The sequence below is a fragment of the Nocardioides sp. LHG3406-4 genome (genome assembly GCF_049897745.1).
In the GTDB taxonomy this organism is placed as follows: Bacteria; Actinomycetota; Actinomycetes; order Propionibacteriales; family Nocardioidaceae; genus Nocardioides.
This window is the reverse complement of sequence record NZ_JAFCWV010000002.1, coordinates 79,114-97,417: the sequence shown is the minus strand read 5'-3', so window position 1 is coordinate 97,417 and position 18,304 is coordinate 79,114. Positions and strand designations below refer to the sequence as shown.

Below are 18,304 nucleotides of genomic sequence, written 5' to 3'. Positions count from 1 at the left end.
TCGGCTGCTCCGAGACAGCGGGCGCCTCAGCGCTGGCGCGTGTGCGCGACCTGCAGCTCGCGCACGCAGACGTGCTGCGGCAGGTCGCACGCCCAGCGCACGGCCTCGGCGACCTCGGCCGGATCGAGCACGTGCTCGCGATGCCGGAGATACTCCGCGCGCAGGTCCTCCGACGCCGTGGAGTCGATCAGCGACGTGTCGACCATCCCGGGCGCGATCTCCACGACCCGCACCCCGTGGGGGCCGGCCTCGAGCCGCACCGCGTCCGCGAGCGCGTGCACCGCGGCCTTGCTCGCGCAGTACGCCGCGTGGTGCTCGAAGACCTGTCGCGCACCGAGCGAGGTGACCATGACGATGGTCCCGCGCCCGGCGTGCATCATGGCCGGAAGGACGGCCTGGGTGAGGCCGGCCACGGCCACGCAGTTCACGTCCAGCGTCGCCTGCCAGTCCCCCATCGGCTGACCGGCCACGTCGCCCAGCGGCATGATCCCTGCGTTGTTCACGAGGATCTCAACGGGGCCGAACCGCTCGGTCGCCCGGTCGATGGCGACCCGCACCTGGGCGAGGTCCCGCACGTCGACCGCTGCCGCCATCGCGCGCGCGAGACCGAGCCGGGCCATCTCCTCCTCGCGACGAGCGAGCATCAGCAACGGTCGGCCCGAGCGATGCAGCTCCTGGGCCACGGCGGCTCCGACCCCCGAGCTCGCCCCGGTGACCACCGCCAGGCCGTGCTCGCTCACGACCAGACCGTGTCGGGGTCCACGGGCGAGTACAGCCGATCGGACGTGTCGCGCTCGTAGGCCTTCCCCTCCGGGTAGGAGATCAGCTCGAGCGGCTGACCCCAGGGCGTCAGGAAGAAGCAGAACTCCGCCCGCTCACCGACCTCGGGGCCGGGCAGCGGCAGCGGACCGCCGAGCACCTGCACCCCCTCGTCCCGGAGGAAGGCCACCGCTCGGGCCATGTCGTCGACGTACACCGCGACGTGGGCGCTCCCCCAGTCGCTGGTCTTCGGGACCCTGGTCACCTGGTCTGGTGACTCGAACTGGAGCAGCTCGAGGTTGAGGTTGTGCGTGCGGAGCATCCGGATCTGGACGCACCTCGACCGGGGATGCCGGTCGAAGTACACGACCTGGCTGTCACCGTCGTCGTCGGCGTACGGTCCGTGGGAGTAGAACTCGACGAAGCCCAGCAGGCCGGTGAAGAAGGCCGTCGCCTCCTCGATGTCAGGCACCGTCAACCCGATGTGGTCGACTCCTCGGCGGCCCGGGAGCCCCGGGCCCGACCGGGACTCCACAGGGTCCGGCGCCGGTCGTCGCTGAGGTGGCGGCTGGTCGACGGTCTCGTCGGATGCCTGCATCCCCGCCGACACCAGGGCCGCCAGCGCCTCGGGGCCTAGGCGCGTCAGCGCCTCGAGGACGGTCGCGTCGAGGAGGGCGCTCGACCCGAGGTGGTCGGAGGTCACCTCGAGGCGGGTGCCCCGGCCGTGCGCCCGGACCGTCAGCCGCGCAGCGGCGAACTCGTTGCGAATCTCGACTTTGACGAAGGCGTCACTCACACGTCCGGTCCCATCAGTAGATGATGCTCAGCTGGCTGTCGGTGGGCACCTCGACGTCGAGATGGACCAGCCGCTGGCCGAGACGAAGGCCCTCGGCAGTCTCCACCACGATGTCCCGTCGGCCGGCCGACGACACCGTGGGGGTCTCCGGCAGCCGGGACCGAACGACCATCACGTTGGTCGCGACGACCCACGACGGGTGGGGTCCGTCGTTCTCCTCGGCATGCACCCGCAGGTTGCCGACCAGGTGGCGCTGGAAGGCGGCGGGACGCTCCGCCCAGGCGAAGTCCGAGCTCGTCCGGCTGAAGCGCATCTGGAGGAAGCTCTTGGACTCGTGAGCGAGGTACTGGTCCTCGACGTACTGAGGCAGGGCGAGGTCCTCCCGCGCCGTCGGCACGGGTACGGCGTAGACGAAGTCGTCGCTCAGCATCGCCAGCCAGTCGTCGTACCGGCGCTCGTCGATGGCCGCAGACTCCTCCACGAGGAACTCCATCAGCCTGGCCCGCAGCTCGGGGGTCGTGGTCACGGCGCGACCACCTCGTCGAGGACCTCGAGGTAGCGCCGGTAGAAGTTGCGCTGGTTGGCCTCGCTGAAGTCCTGGGAGACGACGGTGCCGGGTCCGGTGAACGGCGCCTCCCCGCCCAGCGGGACCCCGATGCCGAGGTCGTAGTTGAGCGGGACGTCCGCCCCTCCGGATCCGCCGAGCCCGGCGTCGATGCGGCGGAAGTTCTCCAGGTCGTCGGCCTCGAAGTACGACGCGGCCCCGTGCTGCCGCACCGAGTACAGGTAGGACTTGCGTCTCCACTCCTCCGGCGCGTCCTTCGGCACGAGGCTCCAGTAGGTCACCTCGTGCGAGTGCACGTCGATCGGTGTGACGACCCGGACCTGGGTGAACGCGGTCTGGCCGGTGGCATCCTCGCCGAACTGCACCGGCGCGGTGGTGATCAGCGGGGCGTTGGGGAAGAGCACGCCGTGGATGACCGAGCTCGCGGCGCGGAACTCCATCGCACCAGGAAGGTCCTTGCGGCGGGCCGGCTCCAGGATCTCCTCCGGGTAGCCGAACACCGTGTCGACCAGGGCGGGGTCGTCGACGTACTGCGCCCGCAGGGCGTGCCCCTGGGGGGTGGAGACGCAGAAGCCCTTGGTCGCCCCGGCCTGCTCGCCCATCACCCCGAGGTCGAACATCGTGCGGTGCGCGATGCGGAGGTGGTAGCCGTCGCCGGAGAAGTTCTCCGCGTGGATCTTCCAGTTGCCGCGGATGACCACCCGATGGGCTCCCCCGTGGACCTCCATGCCACCGGGGAAGAAGCCGAAGATGCGGTCGAGGTACCAGCGGTAGTCGCCCAGGAACTCGTCCAGCTCACCGACCCGGTCGGAGAACGTCGCGAACACCAGCCCGTGCACCGACCCGACCCGGGCCTGCTTGAGCCCCAGCTTCGAGACGTCGAGGTCCGGGTCGTAGTTGGTACGGCGGCCGGGCATGCCCCGCAGCCGTCCGTCGTTCGCGAAGGCCCAGCCGTGATAGCCGCACCGGAAGTTCGCGGTGTTGCCGAAGGCCGCCTTGCAGACCTGGGTGCCGCGGTGGGTGCAGGAGTTGTGGAGGACGTGCACGTCCCCCGACTCGCTGCGCGACATGATGACCGGGTCCCGGCCCATCCGGCGGGTGACGTAGTCGCCGGGCTCGGGGATCTCGGACTCGAAACCCACCAGGAGCCACGAGTCGGTGAAGATGGTCGCGAACTCCCGCTCGAGCACCGACTCGTCGGTGTAGAGCCGGCGCGTGACCAGTGGTGTGGGTGCTGCGTCGTGGTCGATCACCGAAAGGCCTCCTGTGTGTTGGGACGGTGGGACTTCTGTTCCCGGGCGCCGTAGGACCCCGCGAAGACATCATCGAGGTGCTCGAGCCCGCCAGGGTGCTCGGAGACGATCGCACCGCGGCTCATCACCAGCACCCGGTCGGCACACTCGACGACCTCCTCGGCGTCCGAGGACACGTAGAGGACGCCGAGCCCGTCGTCGACGAGCGCTCGGACGCGGTGGATCAGGGTGCGTCGTGTCGTCTCGTCGACACCCTGGGTCGGCTCGTGGAGCACCAGCACACGCGGGCCGTGCTCGAGCACCCGCGCGAAGAGCACCTTCTGCTGATTCCCGCCACTGAGCGCCGACATCGGCAGCTCCGGGTCCCGAGGCACGATCTCGTACTCCTCGATGATCGTGCGAGCCCAGAGCTTCTCGGCACCGGTGCGCCACAACCCGGCCCTGCGGTGGGGCTTCCGGCTGGCGGGCGAGAGGTTCTCGCGCACCGTCGCGCGCGGGAGGACCCCCTGCCGAAGACGCTCGGCGGGGAGCACACCCAGTCCTCGGCGCTGCGCGGGCCCGACCCCGCGGCCGCGGTAGGCGTCACCGCCGATCCGGACCGTGCCGGCCGAGGCCCGGACCGCGCCACACAGGAGGTACGGGACCTCGTCGTGGCCGGCACCGGCCGCGCCGGTGAGCCCCACGATCTCACCCGAACGAACCTCGAAGGCGAGATCCCGCACCGCGTCCCCGGTCAGGCCATCGACCGTGAGCAGCTGCGCTCCATCGCTGGCGCGGCCGGATCCGGTCGTGCCCACGGCGTCGGGCACTGCACCCCCGCCGATCAGCGTCAGCAGGCGCTCCTCATCGGTGACCGCGACGTCCACCGTCTCGACCACCTGGCCGCTGGCGAGCACCGTCGCCCGGTCGGCTACCTCGAGCACCTCGGACATGTGGTGCGTCACGAGCAGGACGCCGCCCCCGTGCTCGGCCACGGCGCGCGCCGACGACAGCACCTTCTGCGCATCCGGCCCGCGCAGCGCCGCGGTCGCCTCGTCGAGCACGAGGAGGTCGACCCCCTCGACTCCGCCGGTTACCTTGAGGGCGCGTGCGATCGCCGTGATCGCCCGATCGGCGGGCGACAGGTCGGCGACCAGGTCGTCGAGCCCGAAGTCCGCGCCCAACGAGGCCAGGATCTCGCTCACGACCCGCCGCTCATGCTTCCAGTCGATCATCCCGAAGCGGAGTCGGAAGCTGCCCATGCCGCAGTTCTCGACCACCGTCGCCGAGGAGCAGAGGCCGAGGTCCTGGTGGACGATCCCGACCCCGGGTGTCCCGGACCCGGCCGCGGAGACCTCGAGCGTGCCGCCGTCGGCGGCCTGGTAGCCGCTGATGATCTTCACCAGGGTCGACTTGCCGCACCCGTTGTGGCCGAGCAGCGCGTGGATCTCGCCGCGGCGTACGTCGAAGGACACGTCATGGAGGGCGCGCGTCGCGCCGAACCGCTTCTCGACCCCCGCGACGGTGAGCGCCGGGCGCGGAAGGGCAGCCTGGGTCATGCCGACGACACCGGCCTCACGCCAAGCCCCAGAGCTCGAGGTAGCCCTGCCGGTATCCCGTGCCGAAGAGCGCCTCGTTGACTGCGGACTGCGAGCTGGTGTCCACGCCGTCGAGGTCGTCGGTCGTGACGTACCGCACCGGCAGGACCGGATCGGCGGGGTCGAGGTCCAACATGCCCCGCATCGCCTGGTCGATCGCCGCCCAGGCAGCCCAGTCGTTGTTCTGCGCGACGTTCGCGGTCGCGATGTCGCCGTCCGCGACGAGCTCCAGCGCCGGTGCCGTGCCGTTGAAGGACGCCATCTGCACCTTGCCGGTGCCACCGGCCTGCCGCACGCCGGTGCTCGCGAAGAGGGTCATGGCGTCGTAGATCGGCAGCATGAAGTTCACGTTCGGGTCGCTGCGGAGCACCGACGACGCCTGGTTCGGAAGCTCCGTCGACCAGTCGACCAGTGCCGTGTCGGTGTCGGAGTACTCGCATGCCTCGCACTCGTCGAGGGTGTCGTGCATCGCGCCCACGATCGTCGGTGCGACGGTGAGCTCCGAGGTGTTCATGATGGCGACGTCGGCGTCACCGTCGGTCTGCACGATGGCGGTCGCCGCGAGCAGTCGACCGACCGCCGCGCTGTCCGGGGCGACGTTGCCGAACATGTCGGGATCCGAGCCCTGTCCCGGGGCGTCCGCGTCGGGTGGGGTGTTGATGACATCGACCATCGGGATGCCGGCGTCCTTCGCCTCGACGATCTGCTCGTGGATCAGGTCCACCACGAGCCCGACGCTGAGGATCGCACCGACCTTCCCGTCGATCGCCTGGGAGAGTCCCTGACGCACCATGGACGCGTTGCCCTGCGCGTCGAACACGGTCGTCTCGAGACCGGCCTGCTCGGCAACGTCCTGCGCGCTCTCGGCGACCTCGGCGATCGCCGGCACGCGCAGGTCGATCCCGATGATCGCGACCGTCTTTCCGGACAGCTGCGAGGCGTCCAGCTCGGGGCCCGGAGCCTTGAACTCGGGCTCACCGGATGCCTGGTCGAGCACGGACTGCATCTCCGCGACGAGCTCGCTCGCATCGCCACCCTGGACCCCGGCCTCGTCGGCGCTGGAGCAGGCGCTGACCAGGACGGCGACCAGGGCCACGGACACGGCGGCGGTGCTGCGGCCGCGGCGGAGCATTGTGGGCCTCCATGCGGAGGGGCGTCGGGCACGGTTCATCGGGTTCCTCCTGAGGTGGGGCGAGGTCGAGCCACTGGTCGCGGCCGACTCGATTCGACACGGACGCGAGCCGTCATGAGCCGCGGCCGACGAGACGGGAGAAGGCGACAGCGAGCACCAGCACCGCGCCGTTGAACACGTCGGTGATCCAGCTGCTGAGCCCGAGCAGCTGGAAGCCCACCGTGCTGACCGCGAGCAGGTAGATCGCGACGACGGTGCCGGTGACGTTGAAGCGTCCCGGGGTGAAGGCGGTGGCGCCGAGGAAGGCCGCGGCATAGGCGGGGAGCAGGTACGGCGAGGAGATCGTCGGGCTGGCCGCACCGATCTGGCCGATCAGCATGATTCCGGCCAGCGCCGCGATGACGCTCGAGGCGATCAGGCTCGCGGCCCGTAGCGCCTGCACCCGGATGCCCGCCAGCCTGGCCGCCGCCGGCGCCTCGCCCGTGAAGAAGATGCTGCGACCGATCGGGGTCTTCTGCAGGACCACCCAGCCGACGACCGCGAGCGCGAGCATGTAGAAGAACGCGACCTCGATGCCGAGCACGTGGGCGCGGAAGGTGTCCGTCAGGGAGTCCGGGACACCGCCGATGGTGGTGGATCCGGCGGTTCCCAGGCCCACGCCGGTGACCAGGGTGCCCATGCCGAGGGTGACGATGAACGAGTGGATGCCGACCACGGTGACGAAGAACGCGACGACCGCACCGGTCAGCACGGCGCCCGCGAGCACCACCACGACGGCGAAGGCGACGGAGTGACCCTGCACCGACGTCAGGTGCGCCATCAGGCTGGCCGAGGTCCCCATCACCGCCGCGGCGGACAGGTCGAACTCCCCGACGAGCAGCACGACCGTGACCCCGATGGCCAGCACCCCGATCGCGGCCTGGATGCCCAGCATCGAGGTCAGGTTGGCGACCGTGAAGAACGAGTCCGGGCGCATGACGGAGAAGCAGGCGACGAGGACGACCAGGGCCAGGAGCAGCGCGTAGCGCTCGAGCAGCGCAGTCGCGAGGCGACGCGGCAGCGAGGGGCCCGGACCGGCCCCGGCGGAAGGCGCTCCACCAGGCCGCACCGGGTGCGCCACGGAGTTCGACGTCACTGAGCAACCTCCTCGTGTGTGCTCGGAGCCACGCGTGACGAACGAAGGAGGCCACCTTCAGGGCGCTACACATGCGAGCACGATGTTTACATTGCGAGCACGATGCTCGACTTCAGCCCGGACGTCAAGGCTCAATTCGAGAATGATGGGACCGTCCAGGTGACCCGGAGGCCAGCCATATGACCTGATGTTGACTAAGGTGCTCGCTTAGCGGACTCGACGGAACTCCTGGAGGTGCGGGACGGATGCGCGTAGGACTGGTGGGGACCGGCAGGATCGGCGAGCTGCATCTCCAGGCACTGGCCGCCGATCCGGGATGCGCTGAGCTGGTGGTCTTCGATGTGGAGGTCGAACGAGCGCGCACCCTCGCGGCCGCTCACGGGGCGCAGGTGGCGCCCTCGACCGACGCCGTCATCGAGAGCGCAGACGCGCTCGTCATCGCGTCACCGACGCCCACGCACGCCGACCTGCTTCGGCAGGCGATGGCCGCTGGCCTGCCCACGTTCTGCGAGAAGCCGGTCGCGACGACTCTCGAGGAGGTGGTCGCACTCGCCGCGGCGGCAGACCGAGACGGCTCGGTCGTGCAGGTCGGCTTCCACTACCGGTTCGACCCGATGCTGCGAGCGCTCGCCGCGCGGGCGCGCGGTGACGGGCCCCGGTCGCTGAGGGTGCACTCGACGACGGAGTTCGCGCCCTCCCCGGCGTACCTCGCCAGCGCGGGCGGACTCGTCGCCGACAAGCTCATCCACGAGCTCGACCTGGTCCGCTGGCTGACCGGCGCCGAGGTGCTCCGCGTCGCCGCGCTGCCGACCGCCGACCCCACCGACGGGGGCGAGCCCATGACGGCGGCGCTGGTGCTGCAGCTCTCCGACGGCGGGCTGGCCAACGTCTGGGGCGGCTACCGATCGGCCGCGGGCTTCGACCTCTCCGTCGAGGTCGAGTCGTCGGAGGAGGTGATCGTGGCCGGCAGCCGGCGATCGACCGGAGACGCGCCGCACGCGGTCGCGCCGAGCAGCGTCGTCGACTTCCGCCACCGGTTCGCGGCCGCCTACCGGGCCGAGCTGGTCACGTTCCTCGACCTGGCGCGCGGCGCGGTCCCGAACCCGTGCCCGCTGACCGAGGCGGTGCGCACCCAGCGTGTCGTCGCGGCCGCCCAGGAGGCGCTGGCATCCGCGCGGGTGGTCGACGTACGGGACGACGATCCGGTGGGCGGGTAGCAGCGCGCAGGCGACGTCAGCACGGATCGCGCAGAGGCTCCGGCCCGGAGACGAGGACGACGACCAGGGTGCGCGGGCCGTGCACCCCCTCGACCCGGTCGAGCTCGATGTCGCTGGTGGCCGAGGGGCCGCTGATCCACGTCTGCGGCCGTGAGGGGTCCAGCAGCGCCACCGCCTGCGGCACGTCGGCCACGACCTGGTCCTCGTGCACCACGCAGACGTGCAGGTCCGGCACCAGGGAGAGCGCCCGACGACCCTGGCCGGCTCCGTGGTCGAGGACGATGGTGCCGGTGACCGCGATGCCCACCGCGGCCATGGTGACGACCGCCTGCATCTCGTCCAGTGCACGGGTTCCCAGGCTGCCGTCGAGGACGGCGCCGTCGAGGTGCCAGGGCAGATCGGCCGGGACGACCGTCCGGCTCGGTTCGGGCAGCAGTCCCGCGACGACGTGCTGGACCTCGCGGGTCGGGCAACGGACCACGGTTGCGCGGTAGTCCTCGACGCGCTCGACGAACAGGTCCAGGTCCGCGGGCCGGTCGTGTCGGTAGGCCCGGGTCACGGTGACCGGCGCGCGGTCCGCACCGGCGAGGGCCCGCCGCACGTCGGAGAGGATCTGCTCGCGGGCGCTCATGTCCCCCCTCCGGTGCGTCGCCACCAGGCGCGGAAGGACTCGGGCGGCGGCGCGGGCAGGTCACGGGCATCGGTCCACGCGGCGCCCAGTCCCGGCAGCCGACCCATCAGGCGACGACCGCTCGCCGAAGTCCGGGCATCACGTCGCCCGGCCACCCGTCCGAGGATCGCGGACACCCTCTCGGCCACGCTCAGACGTCGCGCGGAGCCCAGGGCGAACGCCGCACCCTTCATCGCGGCGGCCTCGAGGCTCGGCACCGCGCGGCCCCGGGCGCGCTGCGCGTCCACCACCTGGGCCCGGAGGTCGACGAGCACCGACGGGATGTCGATCCGCACCGGACAGGCGTCGAAGCAGGCGCCACACAGCGTGGACGCATAGGGAAGGGCGTCGGTCTGCTCGTCGACCCCGACGCCCTTGAGGAGGGGGTTGAGGATCGCCCCGATCGGTCCCGGATAGACCGATCCGTACGCGTGCCCGCCGGTGCGCTCGTAGACAGGGCAGACGTTGAGGCAGGCGGAGCAGCGGATGCAGCGCAGTGCCTGCCGGCCGACCTCGTCGGCCAGGGCGCGGGTGCGGCCGTTGTCGAGCAGGACGACGTGCACCTCCTGGGGGCCGTCGCCCGGGGTGACCCCGGACCACGTGGAGGTGTAGGGATTCATCCGCTCACCTGTCGAGGAGCGCGGGAGCAGCTGGAGGAAGACATCGAGGTCCGGCCACGTCGGCAGGACCTTCTCGATGCCCACCACCGAGATGAGGACCTCGGGGAGGGTGAGGCACATCCGTCCGTTGCCCTCGGACTCGACGACGACCAGCGTGCCCGAGTCGGCGACGGCGAAGTTGGCACCCGAGACGCCGACCTTGGCGCGCAGGAACTTCTCGCGCAGGTGGAGCCGGGCGGCCTCGGCCAGCCGGGCCGGCTCGTCGGTCAGGTCGGCCGGTGCCGGACGGCCGGCGGCGGCCATCCGCGCCAGGAAGATCTCGCGGATCTCGGCCCGGTTGCGGTGGATCGCCGGCACCAGGATGTGGCTGGGCAGGTCGTCACCGAGCTGCACGATGAGCTCGGCCAGGTCGGTCTCCCAGGCCGTGATCCCCACGGCCGCCAAGGCGTCGTTCAGACCGATCTCCACGGTCGCCATCGACTTGACCTTCACGACCTCGTCCACGTCGTGGCTCCGGGCGATGCCGGCCACGATCTCGCACGCCTCGGCGGCGTTCCGAGCCCAGTGCACGCGGGCGCCCCGAGCTGTCAGCGACTCCTCGAGCCTCAGCAGGTGCTCGTCGAGGTGCAGCAGCACGTTGTCCTTGATCGCCGCAGCAGCCAGCCGGAGCTCCTCCCACCCGTCGAGCTCGGCCACGACCGTCGCGCGCTTGGCGCGGATGGTGGAGGTGGCGTGGGCGAGGTTGCTGCGCAGCTGGGAGTCGGCCAGGGCGGCACGCGCCGCATCCGGGAACGCAGGCATCCCCACGAACGTCGCCGTCATGCGACCGTCCTCACGACGGACCGTCCGTGGCCGCCAGGACCTCGGCCAGGTGCATCGTCCGGACGCCGGATCGCTGTCGCGACATCAGCCCGCCGATGTGCATCAGGCACGAGCTGTCGCCGGCCACCAGCACCTCGGCCCCGGACGCGGTCACCTTCGCCGCCTTGTCCGACCCCATCGCGACCGACGTGTCGGCGTTCTTGAGGGCGAAGGTGCCGCCGAAGCCGCAGCACTCGTCGGCGCCGGCGAGCTCGACCAGCCGCAGCCCGCGCACCGCCCGCAGCAGCCGGGCGGGGCGATCCCCGACCCGGAGCAGCCGCAGCGAGTGGCAGGTCGGGTGGTAGGTCACGGTGTGGGGGAAGTACGCGCCCACGTCCTCCACCCCGAGCACGTCGACGAGGAACTCGCTGAGCTCGTGCACCTTCGGCGACAGCTCGGCCACCGCGGTCGCGAGCCCCGCGTCGCCCGACCGGCGGGCGACGATCGAGTGCTGGTGCCGGGCCGACCCCGCACACGAGCCCGACGGCACGACGACGGCGTCGTACCCCGCGAAGGCCTCCGTGAACGTGCGTACGACGGGCACCGCCTCGTCGAGGTAGCCGGTGTTCACCATCGGCTGACCGCAGCAGGTCTGGGCCTGAGGGAAGTCCACCTCCACGCCGAGCCTCCGGAGCAGGCGCACGACCGCCTTCCCCGTTTCCGGGAAGAGGGCGTCGTTGATGCAGGTGACCATCAACGCGACGCGCACACCAGTCCCCTTCCCCTCCGCCGGGCCGGTGTCGTCAACGTACCCCTGCATGGCCCGCGTCGGCCGGGAGCGGCTGGCTCAGAGGTAGAGGCCGGTCGCCTCGGACTCGAGCCGGCCCGCAGCCACCGCATGGATGTCGCGCTCGCGCATGACGACGTAGACCTCGCCCTGCACCTCGACCTCGGCCTTGTCCTCCGGGTCGAAGAGCACCCGGTCGCCGATCTCGACGGCCCGGGCGTGCGGGCCCTTCGCGACGACCCGCGACCAGCTGAGGCGACGGGCGCCCATGGCGGCGGTGGCGGGGATGACGATGCCTCCGGAGGAGCGGCGTTCGCCGCCCTGGAGGTCCTCCTCGACCAGGATCCGGTCGTGGAGCATCTTGATCGGTGCCTTCTCTGACATCGGCACTCGTGTCAGCGGGTGATCTTGCGCAGCACCGCGAACAGCACGACGACCCCGGCGACGCCCGCCGCGACCTTCAGGATGTTGTCGGTGCGCGGCTCGCCCGTCTCCATGTCCACGAAGTGGGCCTTGGTGGAGTAGACCTGCCGGCCCACGATCGTCTTGGGGCTCGCCCGGTGGACGAGCTGGTCGATCGTCGAGGCGAGGCTCTCGCGCGCCGCCTCGATCTCGCGCTCGAGGGAGCTGGTGTCGTTGCTCACCCGGGCAGGCTATCAATGCGACGCGGGTCGAATCCGAAGGGGAGCTCGAGCCGGTGCGCACGCATCAGCGCGTCGTCGGTCAGCACGTCGTACGTCGTGCCGTCGGCGACGACCACCCCGTCACTGAGCACCACCGACCGCGGGCAGAGCTCCAGCGCGTAGGGCAGGTCGTGGGTGACCATCAAGACGGTGACGTCGAGGCTGCGCAGGATGTCTGCCAGCTCGCGCCGCGACGCCGGGTCGAGGTTGGAGCTGGGCTCGTCGAGCACCAGGATCTCCGGCTCCATCGCCAGGACGGTGGCGACCGCGACCCGGCGCCGCTGGCCGAAGGACAGGTGGTGCGGCGGCCGGTCGACGAAGTCGGCCATCCCGACCAGGTCGAGGGCGTCCATCACGCGCCGGTCGAGCTCGCTGCCGCGCACGCCCAGGTTGGCCGGGCCGAAGGCGACGTCCTGCCGCACCGTGCCGAGGAAGAGCTGGTCGTCGGGGTCCTGGAAGACGATGCCCACCCGCCGGCGGATCTCCTTGAGGTTTTTCTTGACCACCGGCAGCCCGTTGACGGCCAGCGTGCCGGCGCCCGCGGTGAGGATGCCGTTGAGGTGCAGCACCAGCGTCGTCTTGCCGGCACCGTTCGGCCCGAGCAGTGCGACCCGCTCCCCCGCGTGCACGTGCAGGTCGACGCCGTAGAGCGCCTGGTGGCCGTCGGGATAGGCGTAGGCGAGGCCGCGCACGTCGAGCGTCGGCGTGGTCATGGCGTACGCCGCAGGTCGGGCAGCGCGCCGTCGTAGCCTCGCGACAGCATGGCCAGGTGGACGCGCTCGCCGCGCTCGTAGGACCTGATGAACAGGGCGCCCAGCGACCGCGCCAGGGTCGGCCAGTGGCGGGGCGAGCGCGGGTCGCAGCCGCGCGAGCGCATCGCCGTCGTCATCCGCGCCAGGTCGCCGGTGACGACGTCGAGGTAGCGGACCATGAAGCCCATGATCGCCACGAGCAGGCCGGGCATCCGCAGCCGCTGCAGCCCGCCCAGCAGCTCGGCCGGCTCGGTGGTGGCCGCCAGGGTGAGCGACGCGAGGACGCCGAGGCTGCCCTTGACGACGAGCGCGAACGCGGCCAGCAGGCCGGGCTCGGAGACCTGGACGCCCAGCAGCTCGACCTGCGGCCCGTGCGCGACGAACGGCACGAGGAGCGCGAAGACCAGGAACGGCACCTCGATCACCATCCGGCGGGCGAGGTAGCCGAACGGCACCCGGGACACCGCGATGACGGCGAGCAGCACGACCAGGTAGCCGGCGAAGACCGGGAACCACGTACGGGGGGTGGCGACCACCACGAGCATGAAGGCGACCAGCGCGACGAGCTTGAGGTGCGCCGGTGCTCGATGGATCCGGCCGTGGCCGTGGAAGTACAGCCGATGGCCGTGTCCGGCGCCCACGTCAGTGGCTGTCGACGTGCTGGTGAGGATCGGACGAGTCGTCCCGGTCGCGACGGCGGATCGTCCAGAAGAGTCCCCCGCCGATCAGCAGCACGGTCAGTGCCCCGAGCACGCCGGCGAGGCCGCCCGACAGCCGAGGATCGTCGACGCCCTTGGCGTGGTAGTCGGCGAGCGGGCTGTCGTCGGCGTGGTGCTTCGCGGCACTGTCGAGGAACCCGGTCTCACCGGCCACGAACTCCAGCCCGTCAGGGTGGCTGCTGGCGTAGTAGCTCGCCACGCCCGCCATCAGCAGGGCCGCGACGAGGCCGGTGATCAGGAAGGTACGCAGCTTCATGTGGGAACCCCCGGCCGGCGGATCTCGAGCTCGCGGGCCGCGAGCAGCGGGCGGGCGCCGTACACGAGGTCGGGCCGGACGACGACCACGCTGCCGACGACGAGGCCGGTGATGGCCGCCTCGCCGACCCCGATGACGACGTGCCAGCCGACCATGGCGGCCAGCACCGCGCCGGCGTCGACCGGCACGGTCCCGCCGATCGCGAAGAGCCCGCTGAACACGGTGGCCGCGACCGGCACGCTGACCAGGGCGGCGACGGCCGCCGCCGGGGCGACCGAGGCGATGCGCTTGGGCAGGATGCGGCGCAGCAGCACGAAGACGCTCCAGCCGACGACGACGCCGACGAGCGCCATGAGCGTGATGTTCGTGCCGAGCGCGGTGATGCCGCCGTCGGCCATCAGCAGCGCCTGCACGAGCAGCACCACGCTGATGCAGAGCACTGCGGTGAAGGGTCCGACGAGCACGGCGGCGAGCGTGCCGCCGAGCAGGTGACCGCTGGTGCCGGCACCCACCGGGAAGTTCATCATCTGGCCGGCGAAGACGAAGGTGGCGACCAGCCCGGCCATCGGGGCGGTCTTGTCGTCGAGCTCGCGCCGCGCGCCGCGCAGGGCCACGGCGACACCCGCGGCCGCAACGATGCCCGTGGCCACCGAGGTGGGCGCGTCGAGGAATCCGTCGGGCACGTGCACGAGTGGTCGCCTCCGGTAGGTAGGTTCCAGTTGATTGTTCGCTGTGCAGCATGACTCTATTGCAAGTCGTTTGCAACAAACGACCCCGGCCGTCCAGGAGCCTCGAATGACCGATCGACTCACCGTCGGCGACACCGCCCCCGACTTCACCCTCACCTCGGACACCGGCGAGACCGTCACGCTGTCCGGGCTGCGCGGGCGCTCGGTGATCGTCTACTTCTACCCCGCGGCGATGACCCCCGGCTGCACCACGCAGGCGTGCGACTTCACCGACTCGCTTGCCTCGCTGCAGGCGGCGGGCTACGAGGTGCTCGGCATCTCCCCCGACAAGCCGGAGAAGCTGGCGAAGTTCCGCGAGCGCGACGGACTCACCATCACCCTGCTCTCCGACCCCGACCGGACCACGCTCGCCTCCTACGCCGCCTTCGGGGAGAAGAAGCTCTACGGCAAGGTCGTCGAGGGGGTCATCCGGTCGACGATCGTGGTCGATCCCGAGGGGCGGGTCGCCCTCGCGCAGTACAACGTGAAGGCCACCGGGCACGTCGCCAAGCTCCGCCGCGACCTCGGCCTGGGCTGACGGCTCTAGACTCTGGCCCCGGCGCTCGTAGCCCAATTGGCAGAGGCACCAGGTTTAGGTCCTGGCCAGTGAGAGTTCGAGTCTCTCCGAGCGCACCGGAATAGACGCGTCGCCGTCACGCTTGGCCCCGAGTAGTCCATCGACATGAGAGGCCCTTGATGCGCGCAGCGATCTATGACCGGTTCGGCGGAGCCGACGTGCTCCAGGTGCGTGAGGTGGCCGACCCTCCGGTCGGACCCGACACGGTCCTGGTCCGCGCCAAGGCGACGAGCGTCAACCCGGTCGACTGGAAGGTGCGCGAGGGCTACCTGCAGGGCGCCTACCCCCACCACCTCCCGATCATCCCGGGCTGGGACGTCGCCGGCGTCGTCGAAGCCGTGGGGCCCGCCGTACGCACCGGGCTCAAGGTCGGCGACGAGGTGTTCGGGTACGTACGCCGAGACGACCTCGCCTTCGGCACCACCGCCGAGCTCGTGCCCGCCCCCGAGCGCACCGTCGCCCGCAAGCCCGCGGGCATCTCCTTCGGTGAGGCCGCGGCCCTCCCGCTGGCCGGCATGACCGCCTACCAGTGCGTGGTCGAGGAGCTCGACGTGCAACCCGGCGAGCGGGTGCTCGTCCACGCCGCGTCGGGCGGCGTCGGCCACTTCGCCGTCCAGATCGCCAAGTCGCGCGGCGCCTACGTCATCGGGACCGCGAGCGCGGCCAACCACGAGTGGCTGAAGGAGCTCGGCGCCGACGAGGTCCTGGACTACGCCGCCGGGCCGATCAGCGAGCAGCTGGATGACCGGGTCGACGCGGTCGTCGACCTGATCGGCGGGGACGCCCTCGAGGACGCCCCGAACCAGGTCCGCGACGGGTCCCGGGTGGTGTCGGTGATCGATGCCGACCGTGTGCTCGGCCAGGGCGGGCACTACGTCTTCGTGCGGCCCTCGCGGGAGAACCTGGCGGCCCTCACCGAGCTCGTGGAGTCCGGGCAGCTGAAGGTCGCCGTGGCCGAGACCTTCGACCTCGACCACACCGCCGACGCCCACCGTCTCTCCGAGGGCGGCCACTCCCGCGGCAAGGTCGTCATCACCATCTGACGAGCGCCGACCCGCCCAGGACGGCCCTGTCGACCACTAGTGTCCCGTCATGGACTCAGCGCTAACGACCGTCGGGCTGCCTGTCGCCCTCGCGATCATCATGTTCGGCCTCGGTCTGGGCCTGACCCCCGATGACTTCCGGCGGATCGGCAAGCACCCCAAGGCGGTCGCCGTCGCGCTGGTCTGCCAGCTCGTCGTCCTCCCCGCGGTGTGCTTCGGCCTCGTGCTCGCCTTCGACCTGAGCCCGCTCCTGGGCATCGGCATGATGCTGCTGGCGTCGTCCCCCGGCGGCACCACCGCCAACCTCTTCAGCCACCTGTTCCGAGGCGACGTCGCCCTCAACATCACCCTGACCGCCATCAACTCGGTTATCTCCATCGTGACGCTGCCGCTGATCACCGGCCTGGCCATCGCCTACTACGACCGCGGCGACGAGGTGTCGATGCCGTTCGTCGAGATCGTCAAGGTCTTCGCACTCATCCTGGTCCCCGTCGGCCTCGGCATGCTGGCCCGGCGCCGCAACCCCGGCTTCGCCGGTCGGATGGACCGCCCGGTGCGAGCTGGGTCGGCCGTCATCCTCGCCGTACTCATCGTCGGCATCCTGCTGGACCAGAAGGAGAGTGTGGGCGAGTACCTCGCCGACGTCGGCATCGTCGCGGCACTGTTCTGCGCGATCAGCCTCGTCGTGGGGTACGTCGTGCCGCGCGCGTTCGGGGTCACGGCCGCGCAGTCGATCGCCTCCTCGATGGAGATCGGCGTCCACAACGGCACGCTGGCCATCTTCGTGGCGGTCGAGGTGCTCGACAGCACCGAGATCTCCGTGCCTGCGGCGGTCTACTCGCTGCTGATGTTCTTCCTGGCCGGGGCGTGGGGCGCACTCATCAGCTCACGCGCGGGTCAGCCGGCGGTCGCCAGGACCGACGCCACCTGAGGCGCGATCTCGCGCAGCGCCCGGCCCCGATGGGAGATCGCGTCCTTCTCTACGGGGTCGAGCTCGGCCGTGGTGAGGTCGTGGCCCTCGGCGGCGAAGAGCACGTCGTAGCCGAAGCCGCCGCTGCCGCGCACCTCGCGGAGGATGCGCCCGTCCATCCGGCCGTGCACGACGAGCTCGGCGCCGTCGGGATGGCAGAACGCGACTGCGCAGACGAAGTGCGCGCCGCGGCGCCCGTCTGGCACGTCGGCGAGCTGGTCGAGCAGCAGCGAGTTGTTGCGGTCGTCGGACTTGGGCGGGCCCGACCACCGCGCCGAGAGCACACCGGGCATCCCGTTGAGGGCGTCGACGCACAGCCCGCTGTCGTCGGCCAGCGTCGGCAGACCCGTGGCAGCCAGCCCGGCCCGGGCCTTGAGCAGCGCGTTGCCCTCGAAGTCGGGCTGGTCCTCGACCGGTTCGTCGTACGTCGGCAGGTCATCGAGGCCAACCACCTCGATGCCCGGCGCGTGCTCGGCCAGGATGCGCTGCATCTCGGCGAGCTTCTTGGGGTTGCGCGAGGCGAGGAACACCCTCACGACGCGAGCGCCTCGCGCTGCATGCGGGTCAGGTCGGCGCAGCCCTTCTCACCGAGTGCGAGCAGGGCGTCGAGCTCGGCGCGCGAGAAGGCCGCGCCCTCGGCGGTGCCCTGCACCTCGACGAAGGCCCCCTCCCCGGTCATCACGATGTTCATGTCGGTCTCGGCGCGCACGTCCTCCTCGTAGGGGAGGTCGAGCCGCGGCACACCGTCGATGATGCCGACGCTGACGGCGGCGACCGAGCCGGTCAGCGGCTCACCGGCCAGCGAGCCGGTCCCGCGCAGGTGGGTGACCGCGTCGGCGAGGGCTACGTAGGCACCCGTGATGGCGGCCGTGCGGGTGCCGCCATCGGCCTGGAGGACGTCGCAGTCGAGCTGGATGGTGTTCTCCCCCAGGGCCTTGTAGTCGATGACCGCGCGCAGGGAGCGCCCGATGAGGCGGGAGATCTCGTGGGTGCGGCCGCCGATCCGGCCCTTGACCGACTCACGTTCGGAGCGGGTGTTGGTGGAGGCCGGGAGCATTGCGTACTCCGCGGTGACCCAGCCAAGGCCGGAGCCCTTGCGCCACCGCGGCACCCCGACCGACGCGGAGGCAGCGCACAGGACGCGGGTGCGGCCGAACTCCACGAGCACCGACCCGGCCGCGTGGTCGAGCCAGTTGCGGGTGATCGTGATGTCGCGGAGCTGGTCGTCGGAGCGGCCGTCGAGGCGGGTCTGGGTCATCCCGCG

At 71.2% G+C, this 18,304-nt stretch carries 22 protein-coding genes and 1 tRNA gene; 5 read left to right on the top strand and 18 right to left on the bottom strand.

What is annotated here, in order from left to right; translation table 11 throughout:
* Nucleotides 1–26: 26 nt before the first annotated feature.
* The 7 genes from ACP7BP_RS06340 to ACP7BP_RS06310 all read right to left on the bottom strand — a co-directional run bounded on the left by ACP7BP_RS06340 (nucleotide 27) and on the right by ACP7BP_RS06310 (nucleotide 7,217).
* On the bottom strand, nucleotides 27–740 hold the full coding sequence (locus tag ACP7BP_RS06340; RefSeq protein WP_426243594.1) for an SDR family oxidoreductase: 714 nt from the start codon (nucleotides 738–740) through the stop codon (nucleotides 27–29).
* Nucleotides 737–1,555, bottom strand: coding sequence for a VOC family protein (locus ACP7BP_RS06335; protein WP_426243592.1), 819 nt, complete (start codon nucleotides 1,553–1,555; stop codon nucleotides 737–739). Before ACP7BP_RS06335 ends, ACP7BP_RS06340 begins: the two co-directional genes overlap by 4 nt.
* A gap of 13 nt (nucleotides 1,556–1,568) precedes the next feature.
* Complete coding sequence (locus ACP7BP_RS06330; RefSeq protein ID WP_426243590.1) at nucleotides 1,569–2,081, bottom strand: aromatic-ring-hydroxylating dioxygenase subunit beta; 513 nt, start codon at nucleotides 2,079–2,081, stop codon at nucleotides 1,569–1,571.
* Complete coding sequence (locus ACP7BP_RS06325; RefSeq protein WP_426243589.1) at nucleotides 2,078–3,373, bottom strand: aromatic ring-hydroxylating oxygenase subunit alpha; 1,296 nt, start codon at nucleotides 3,371–3,373, stop codon at nucleotides 2,078–2,080. Before ACP7BP_RS06325 ends, ACP7BP_RS06330 begins: the two co-directional genes overlap by 4 nt.
* Nucleotides 3,370–4,911: a sugar ABC transporter ATP-binding protein gene (locus ACP7BP_RS06320; RefSeq protein WP_426243588.1), complete on the bottom strand. Its 1,542-nt coding sequence runs from the start codon at nucleotides 4,909–4,911 to the stop codon at nucleotides 3,370–3,372. Before ACP7BP_RS06320 ends, ACP7BP_RS06325 begins: the two co-directional genes overlap by 4 nt.
* Before the next feature lie 16 nt (nucleotides 4,912–4,927).
* Nucleotides 4,928–6,082: a sugar ABC transporter substrate-binding protein gene (locus ACP7BP_RS06315; RefSeq protein ID WP_426243586.1), complete on the bottom strand. Its 1,155-nt coding sequence runs from the start codon at nucleotides 6,080–6,082 to the stop codon at nucleotides 4,928–4,930.
* A gap of 112 nt (nucleotides 6,083–6,194) precedes the next feature.
* Entirely contained in the window at nucleotides 6,195–7,217 is a 1,023-nt protein-coding gene (locus ACP7BP_RS06310) for an ABC transporter permease (RefSeq protein WP_426243584.1), read from the bottom strand.
* 245 nt (nucleotides 7,218–7,462) lie between these two features.
* Between ACP7BP_RS06310 and ACP7BP_RS06305 the strand changes: the two genes are divergently transcribed.
* On the top strand, nucleotides 7,463–8,434 hold the full coding sequence (locus ACP7BP_RS06305) for a Gfo/Idh/MocA family oxidoreductase (RefSeq protein ID WP_426243582.1): 972 nt from the start codon (nucleotides 7,463–7,465) through the stop codon (nucleotides 8,432–8,434).
* 16 nt (nucleotides 8,435–8,450) lie between these two features.
* Here the strand turns inward: ACP7BP_RS06305 and ACP7BP_RS06300 are convergent, their stop codons facing one another.
* From ACP7BP_RS06300 to ACP7BP_RS06260, 9 genes are read right to left on the bottom strand one after another with little or no spacing between them, the layout of a single operon-like run.
* Nucleotides 8,451–9,065: a LutC/YkgG family protein gene (locus tag ACP7BP_RS06300; RefSeq protein ID WP_426243580.1), complete on the bottom strand. Its 615-nt coding sequence runs from the start codon at nucleotides 9,063–9,065 to the stop codon at nucleotides 8,451–8,453.
* Complete coding sequence (locus tag ACP7BP_RS06295; RefSeq protein ID WP_426243578.1) at nucleotides 9,062–10,546, bottom strand: lactate utilization protein B; 1,485 nt, start codon at nucleotides 10,544–10,546, stop codon at nucleotides 9,062–9,064. The genes ACP7BP_RS06300 and ACP7BP_RS06295 overlap by 4 nt, the downstream gene beginning before the upstream one ends.
* A 10-nt stretch (nucleotides 10,547–10,556) precedes the next feature.
* On the bottom strand, nucleotides 10,557–11,345 hold the full coding sequence (locus ACP7BP_RS06290; protein ID WP_426243576.1) for a (Fe-S)-binding protein: 789 nt from the start codon (nucleotides 11,343–11,345) through the stop codon (nucleotides 10,557–10,559).
* A gap of 27 nt (nucleotides 11,346–11,372) precedes the next feature.
* Nucleotides 11,373–11,696 carry a GroES family chaperonin gene (locus ACP7BP_RS06285; RefSeq protein WP_426243574.1) on the bottom strand — a complete coding sequence of 108 codons (324 nt, stop codon included), beginning with the start codon at nucleotides 11,694–11,696 and terminating at the stop codon, nucleotides 11,373–11,375.
* An 11-nt stretch (nucleotides 11,697–11,707) separates the two neighbouring features.
* Nucleotides 11,708–11,956 carry a DUF3618 domain-containing protein gene (locus ACP7BP_RS06280; protein ID WP_426243572.1) on the bottom strand — a complete coding sequence of 83 codons (249 nt, stop codon included), beginning with the start codon at nucleotides 11,954–11,956 and terminating at the stop codon, nucleotides 11,708–11,710.
* Nucleotides 11,953–12,708: an energy-coupling factor ABC transporter ATP-binding protein gene (locus tag ACP7BP_RS06275; RefSeq protein WP_426243570.1), complete on the bottom strand. Its 756-nt coding sequence runs from the start codon at nucleotides 12,706–12,708 to the stop codon at nucleotides 11,953–11,955. The genes ACP7BP_RS06280 and ACP7BP_RS06275 overlap by 4 nt, the downstream gene beginning before the upstream one ends.
* Entirely contained in the window at nucleotides 12,705–13,388 is a 684-nt protein-coding gene (gene cbiQ, locus ACP7BP_RS06270) for a cobalt ECF transporter T component CbiQ (RefSeq protein WP_426243568.1), read from the bottom strand. The genes ACP7BP_RS06275 and cbiQ overlap by 4 nt, the downstream gene beginning before the upstream one ends.
* Nucleotide 13,389: 1 nt before the next feature.
* Nucleotides 13,390–13,722, bottom strand: a complete 333-nt coding sequence (locus ACP7BP_RS06265; RefSeq protein ID WP_426243566.1) for a PDGLE domain-containing protein — start codon at nucleotides 13,720–13,722, stop codon at nucleotides 13,390–13,392.
* Nucleotides 13,719–14,405: an energy-coupling factor ABC transporter permease gene (locus ACP7BP_RS06260; RefSeq protein ID WP_426243563.1), complete on the bottom strand. Its 687-nt coding sequence runs from the start codon at nucleotides 14,403–14,405 to the stop codon at nucleotides 13,719–13,721. Before ACP7BP_RS06260 ends, ACP7BP_RS06265 begins: the two co-directional genes overlap by 4 nt.
* A gap of 112 nt (nucleotides 14,406–14,517) precedes the next feature.
* On the opposite strand from ACP7BP_RS06260, the gene bcp reads away from it, so the two are divergent.
* The 4 genes from bcp (at nucleotide 14,518) to ACP7BP_RS06240 (ending at nucleotide 17,001) form a co-directional block, all read left to right on the top strand.
* Entirely contained in the window at nucleotides 14,518–14,988 is a 471-nt protein-coding gene (gene bcp, locus ACP7BP_RS06255) for a thioredoxin-dependent thiol peroxidase (protein WP_426243561.1), read from the top strand.
* 21 nt (nucleotides 14,989–15,009) lie between these two features.
* A tRNA-Leu gene (locus tag ACP7BP_RS06250) sits at nucleotides 15,010–15,083 on the top strand.
* A gap of 63 nt (nucleotides 15,084–15,146) precedes the next feature.
* Complete coding sequence (locus tag ACP7BP_RS06245) at nucleotides 15,147–16,070, top strand: NADP-dependent oxidoreductase (protein ID WP_426243559.1); 924 nt, start codon at nucleotides 15,147–15,149, stop codon at nucleotides 16,068–16,070.
* A gap of 49 nt (nucleotides 16,071–16,119) precedes the next feature.
* A complete protein-coding gene (locus tag ACP7BP_RS06240; protein ID WP_426243557.1) occupies nucleotides 16,120–17,001 on the top strand; it encodes a bile acid:sodium symporter family protein in 882 nt (293 codons plus the stop codon).
* Here ACP7BP_RS06240 and rdgB read toward each other — a convergent pair.
* Together rdgB and rph are read right to left on the bottom strand one after the other, a co-directional pair.
* The gene (rdgB, locus tag ACP7BP_RS06235) at nucleotides 16,968–17,576 is read right to left on the bottom strand and encodes an RdgB/HAM1 family non-canonical purine NTP pyrophosphatase (protein WP_426243555.1); all 609 of its coding nucleotides are present in this window, start codon (nucleotides 17,574–17,576) and stop codon (nucleotides 16,968–16,970) included. The two genes, ACP7BP_RS06240 and rdgB, sit on opposite strands and share 34 nt — an antisense overlap.
* Complete coding sequence (rph, locus tag ACP7BP_RS06230; protein ID WP_426243553.1) at nucleotides 17,573–18,298, bottom strand: ribonuclease PH; 726 nt, start codon at nucleotides 18,296–18,298, stop codon at nucleotides 17,573–17,575. Before rph ends, rdgB begins: the two co-directional genes overlap by 4 nt.
* Nucleotides 18,299–18,304 lie beyond the last annotated feature (6 nt).

Excerpts from the sequence above, each read along its gene's own strand:
- ACP7BP_RS06320 (WP_426243588.1), bottom strand. The coding sequence starts at position 4,911 with ATGACCCAGGCTGCCCTTCCGCGCCCGGCGCTCACCGTCGCGGGGGTC.
- ACP7BP_RS06315 (WP_426243586.1), bottom strand. The coding sequence starts at position 6,082 with ATGCTCCGCCGCGGCCGCAGCACCGCCGCCGTGTCCGTGGCCCTGGTC.
- ACP7BP_RS06305 (WP_426243582.1), top strand. The coding sequence starts at position 7,463 with ATGCGCGTAGGACTGGTGGGGACCGGCAGGATCGGCGAGCTGCATCTC.
- ACP7BP_RS06300 (WP_426243580.1), bottom strand. The coding sequence starts at position 9,065 with ATGAGCGCCCGCGAGCAGATCCTCTCCGACGTGCGGCGGGCCCTCGCC.
- ACP7BP_RS06295 (WP_426243578.1), bottom strand. The coding sequence starts at position 10,546 with ATGACGGCGACGTTCGTGGGGATGCCTGCGTTCCCGGATGCGGCGCGT.
- ACP7BP_RS06290 (WP_426243576.1), bottom strand. The coding sequence starts at position 11,345 with ATGCAGGGGTACGTTGACGACACCGGCCCGGCGGAGGGGAAGGGGACT.
- ACP7BP_RS06285 (WP_426243574.1), bottom strand. The coding sequence starts at position 11,696 with ATGTCAGAGAAGGCACCGATCAAGATGCTCCACGACCGGATCCTGGTC.
- ACP7BP_RS06275 (WP_426243570.1), bottom strand. The coding sequence starts at position 12,708 with ATGACCACGCCGACGCTCGACGTGCGCGGCCTCGCCTACGCCTATCCC.
- ACP7BP_RS06265 (WP_426243566.1), bottom strand. The coding sequence starts at position 13,722 with ATGAAGCTGCGTACCTTCCTGATCACCGGCCTCGTCGCGGCCCTGCTG.
- bcp (WP_426243561.1), top strand. The coding sequence starts at position 14,518 with ATGACCGATCGACTCACCGTCGGCGACACCGCCCCCGACTTCACCCTC.
- ACP7BP_RS06245 (WP_426243559.1), top strand. The coding sequence starts at position 15,147 with ATGCGCGCAGCGATCTATGACCGGTTCGGCGGAGCCGACGTGCTCCAG.
- ACP7BP_RS06240 (WP_426243557.1), top strand. The coding sequence starts at position 16,120 with ATGGACTCAGCGCTAACGACCGTCGGGCTGCCTGTCGCCCTCGCGATC.
- rph (WP_426243553.1), bottom strand. The coding sequence starts at position 18,298 with ATGACCCAGACCCGCCTCGACGGCCGCTCCGACGACCAGCTCCGCGAC.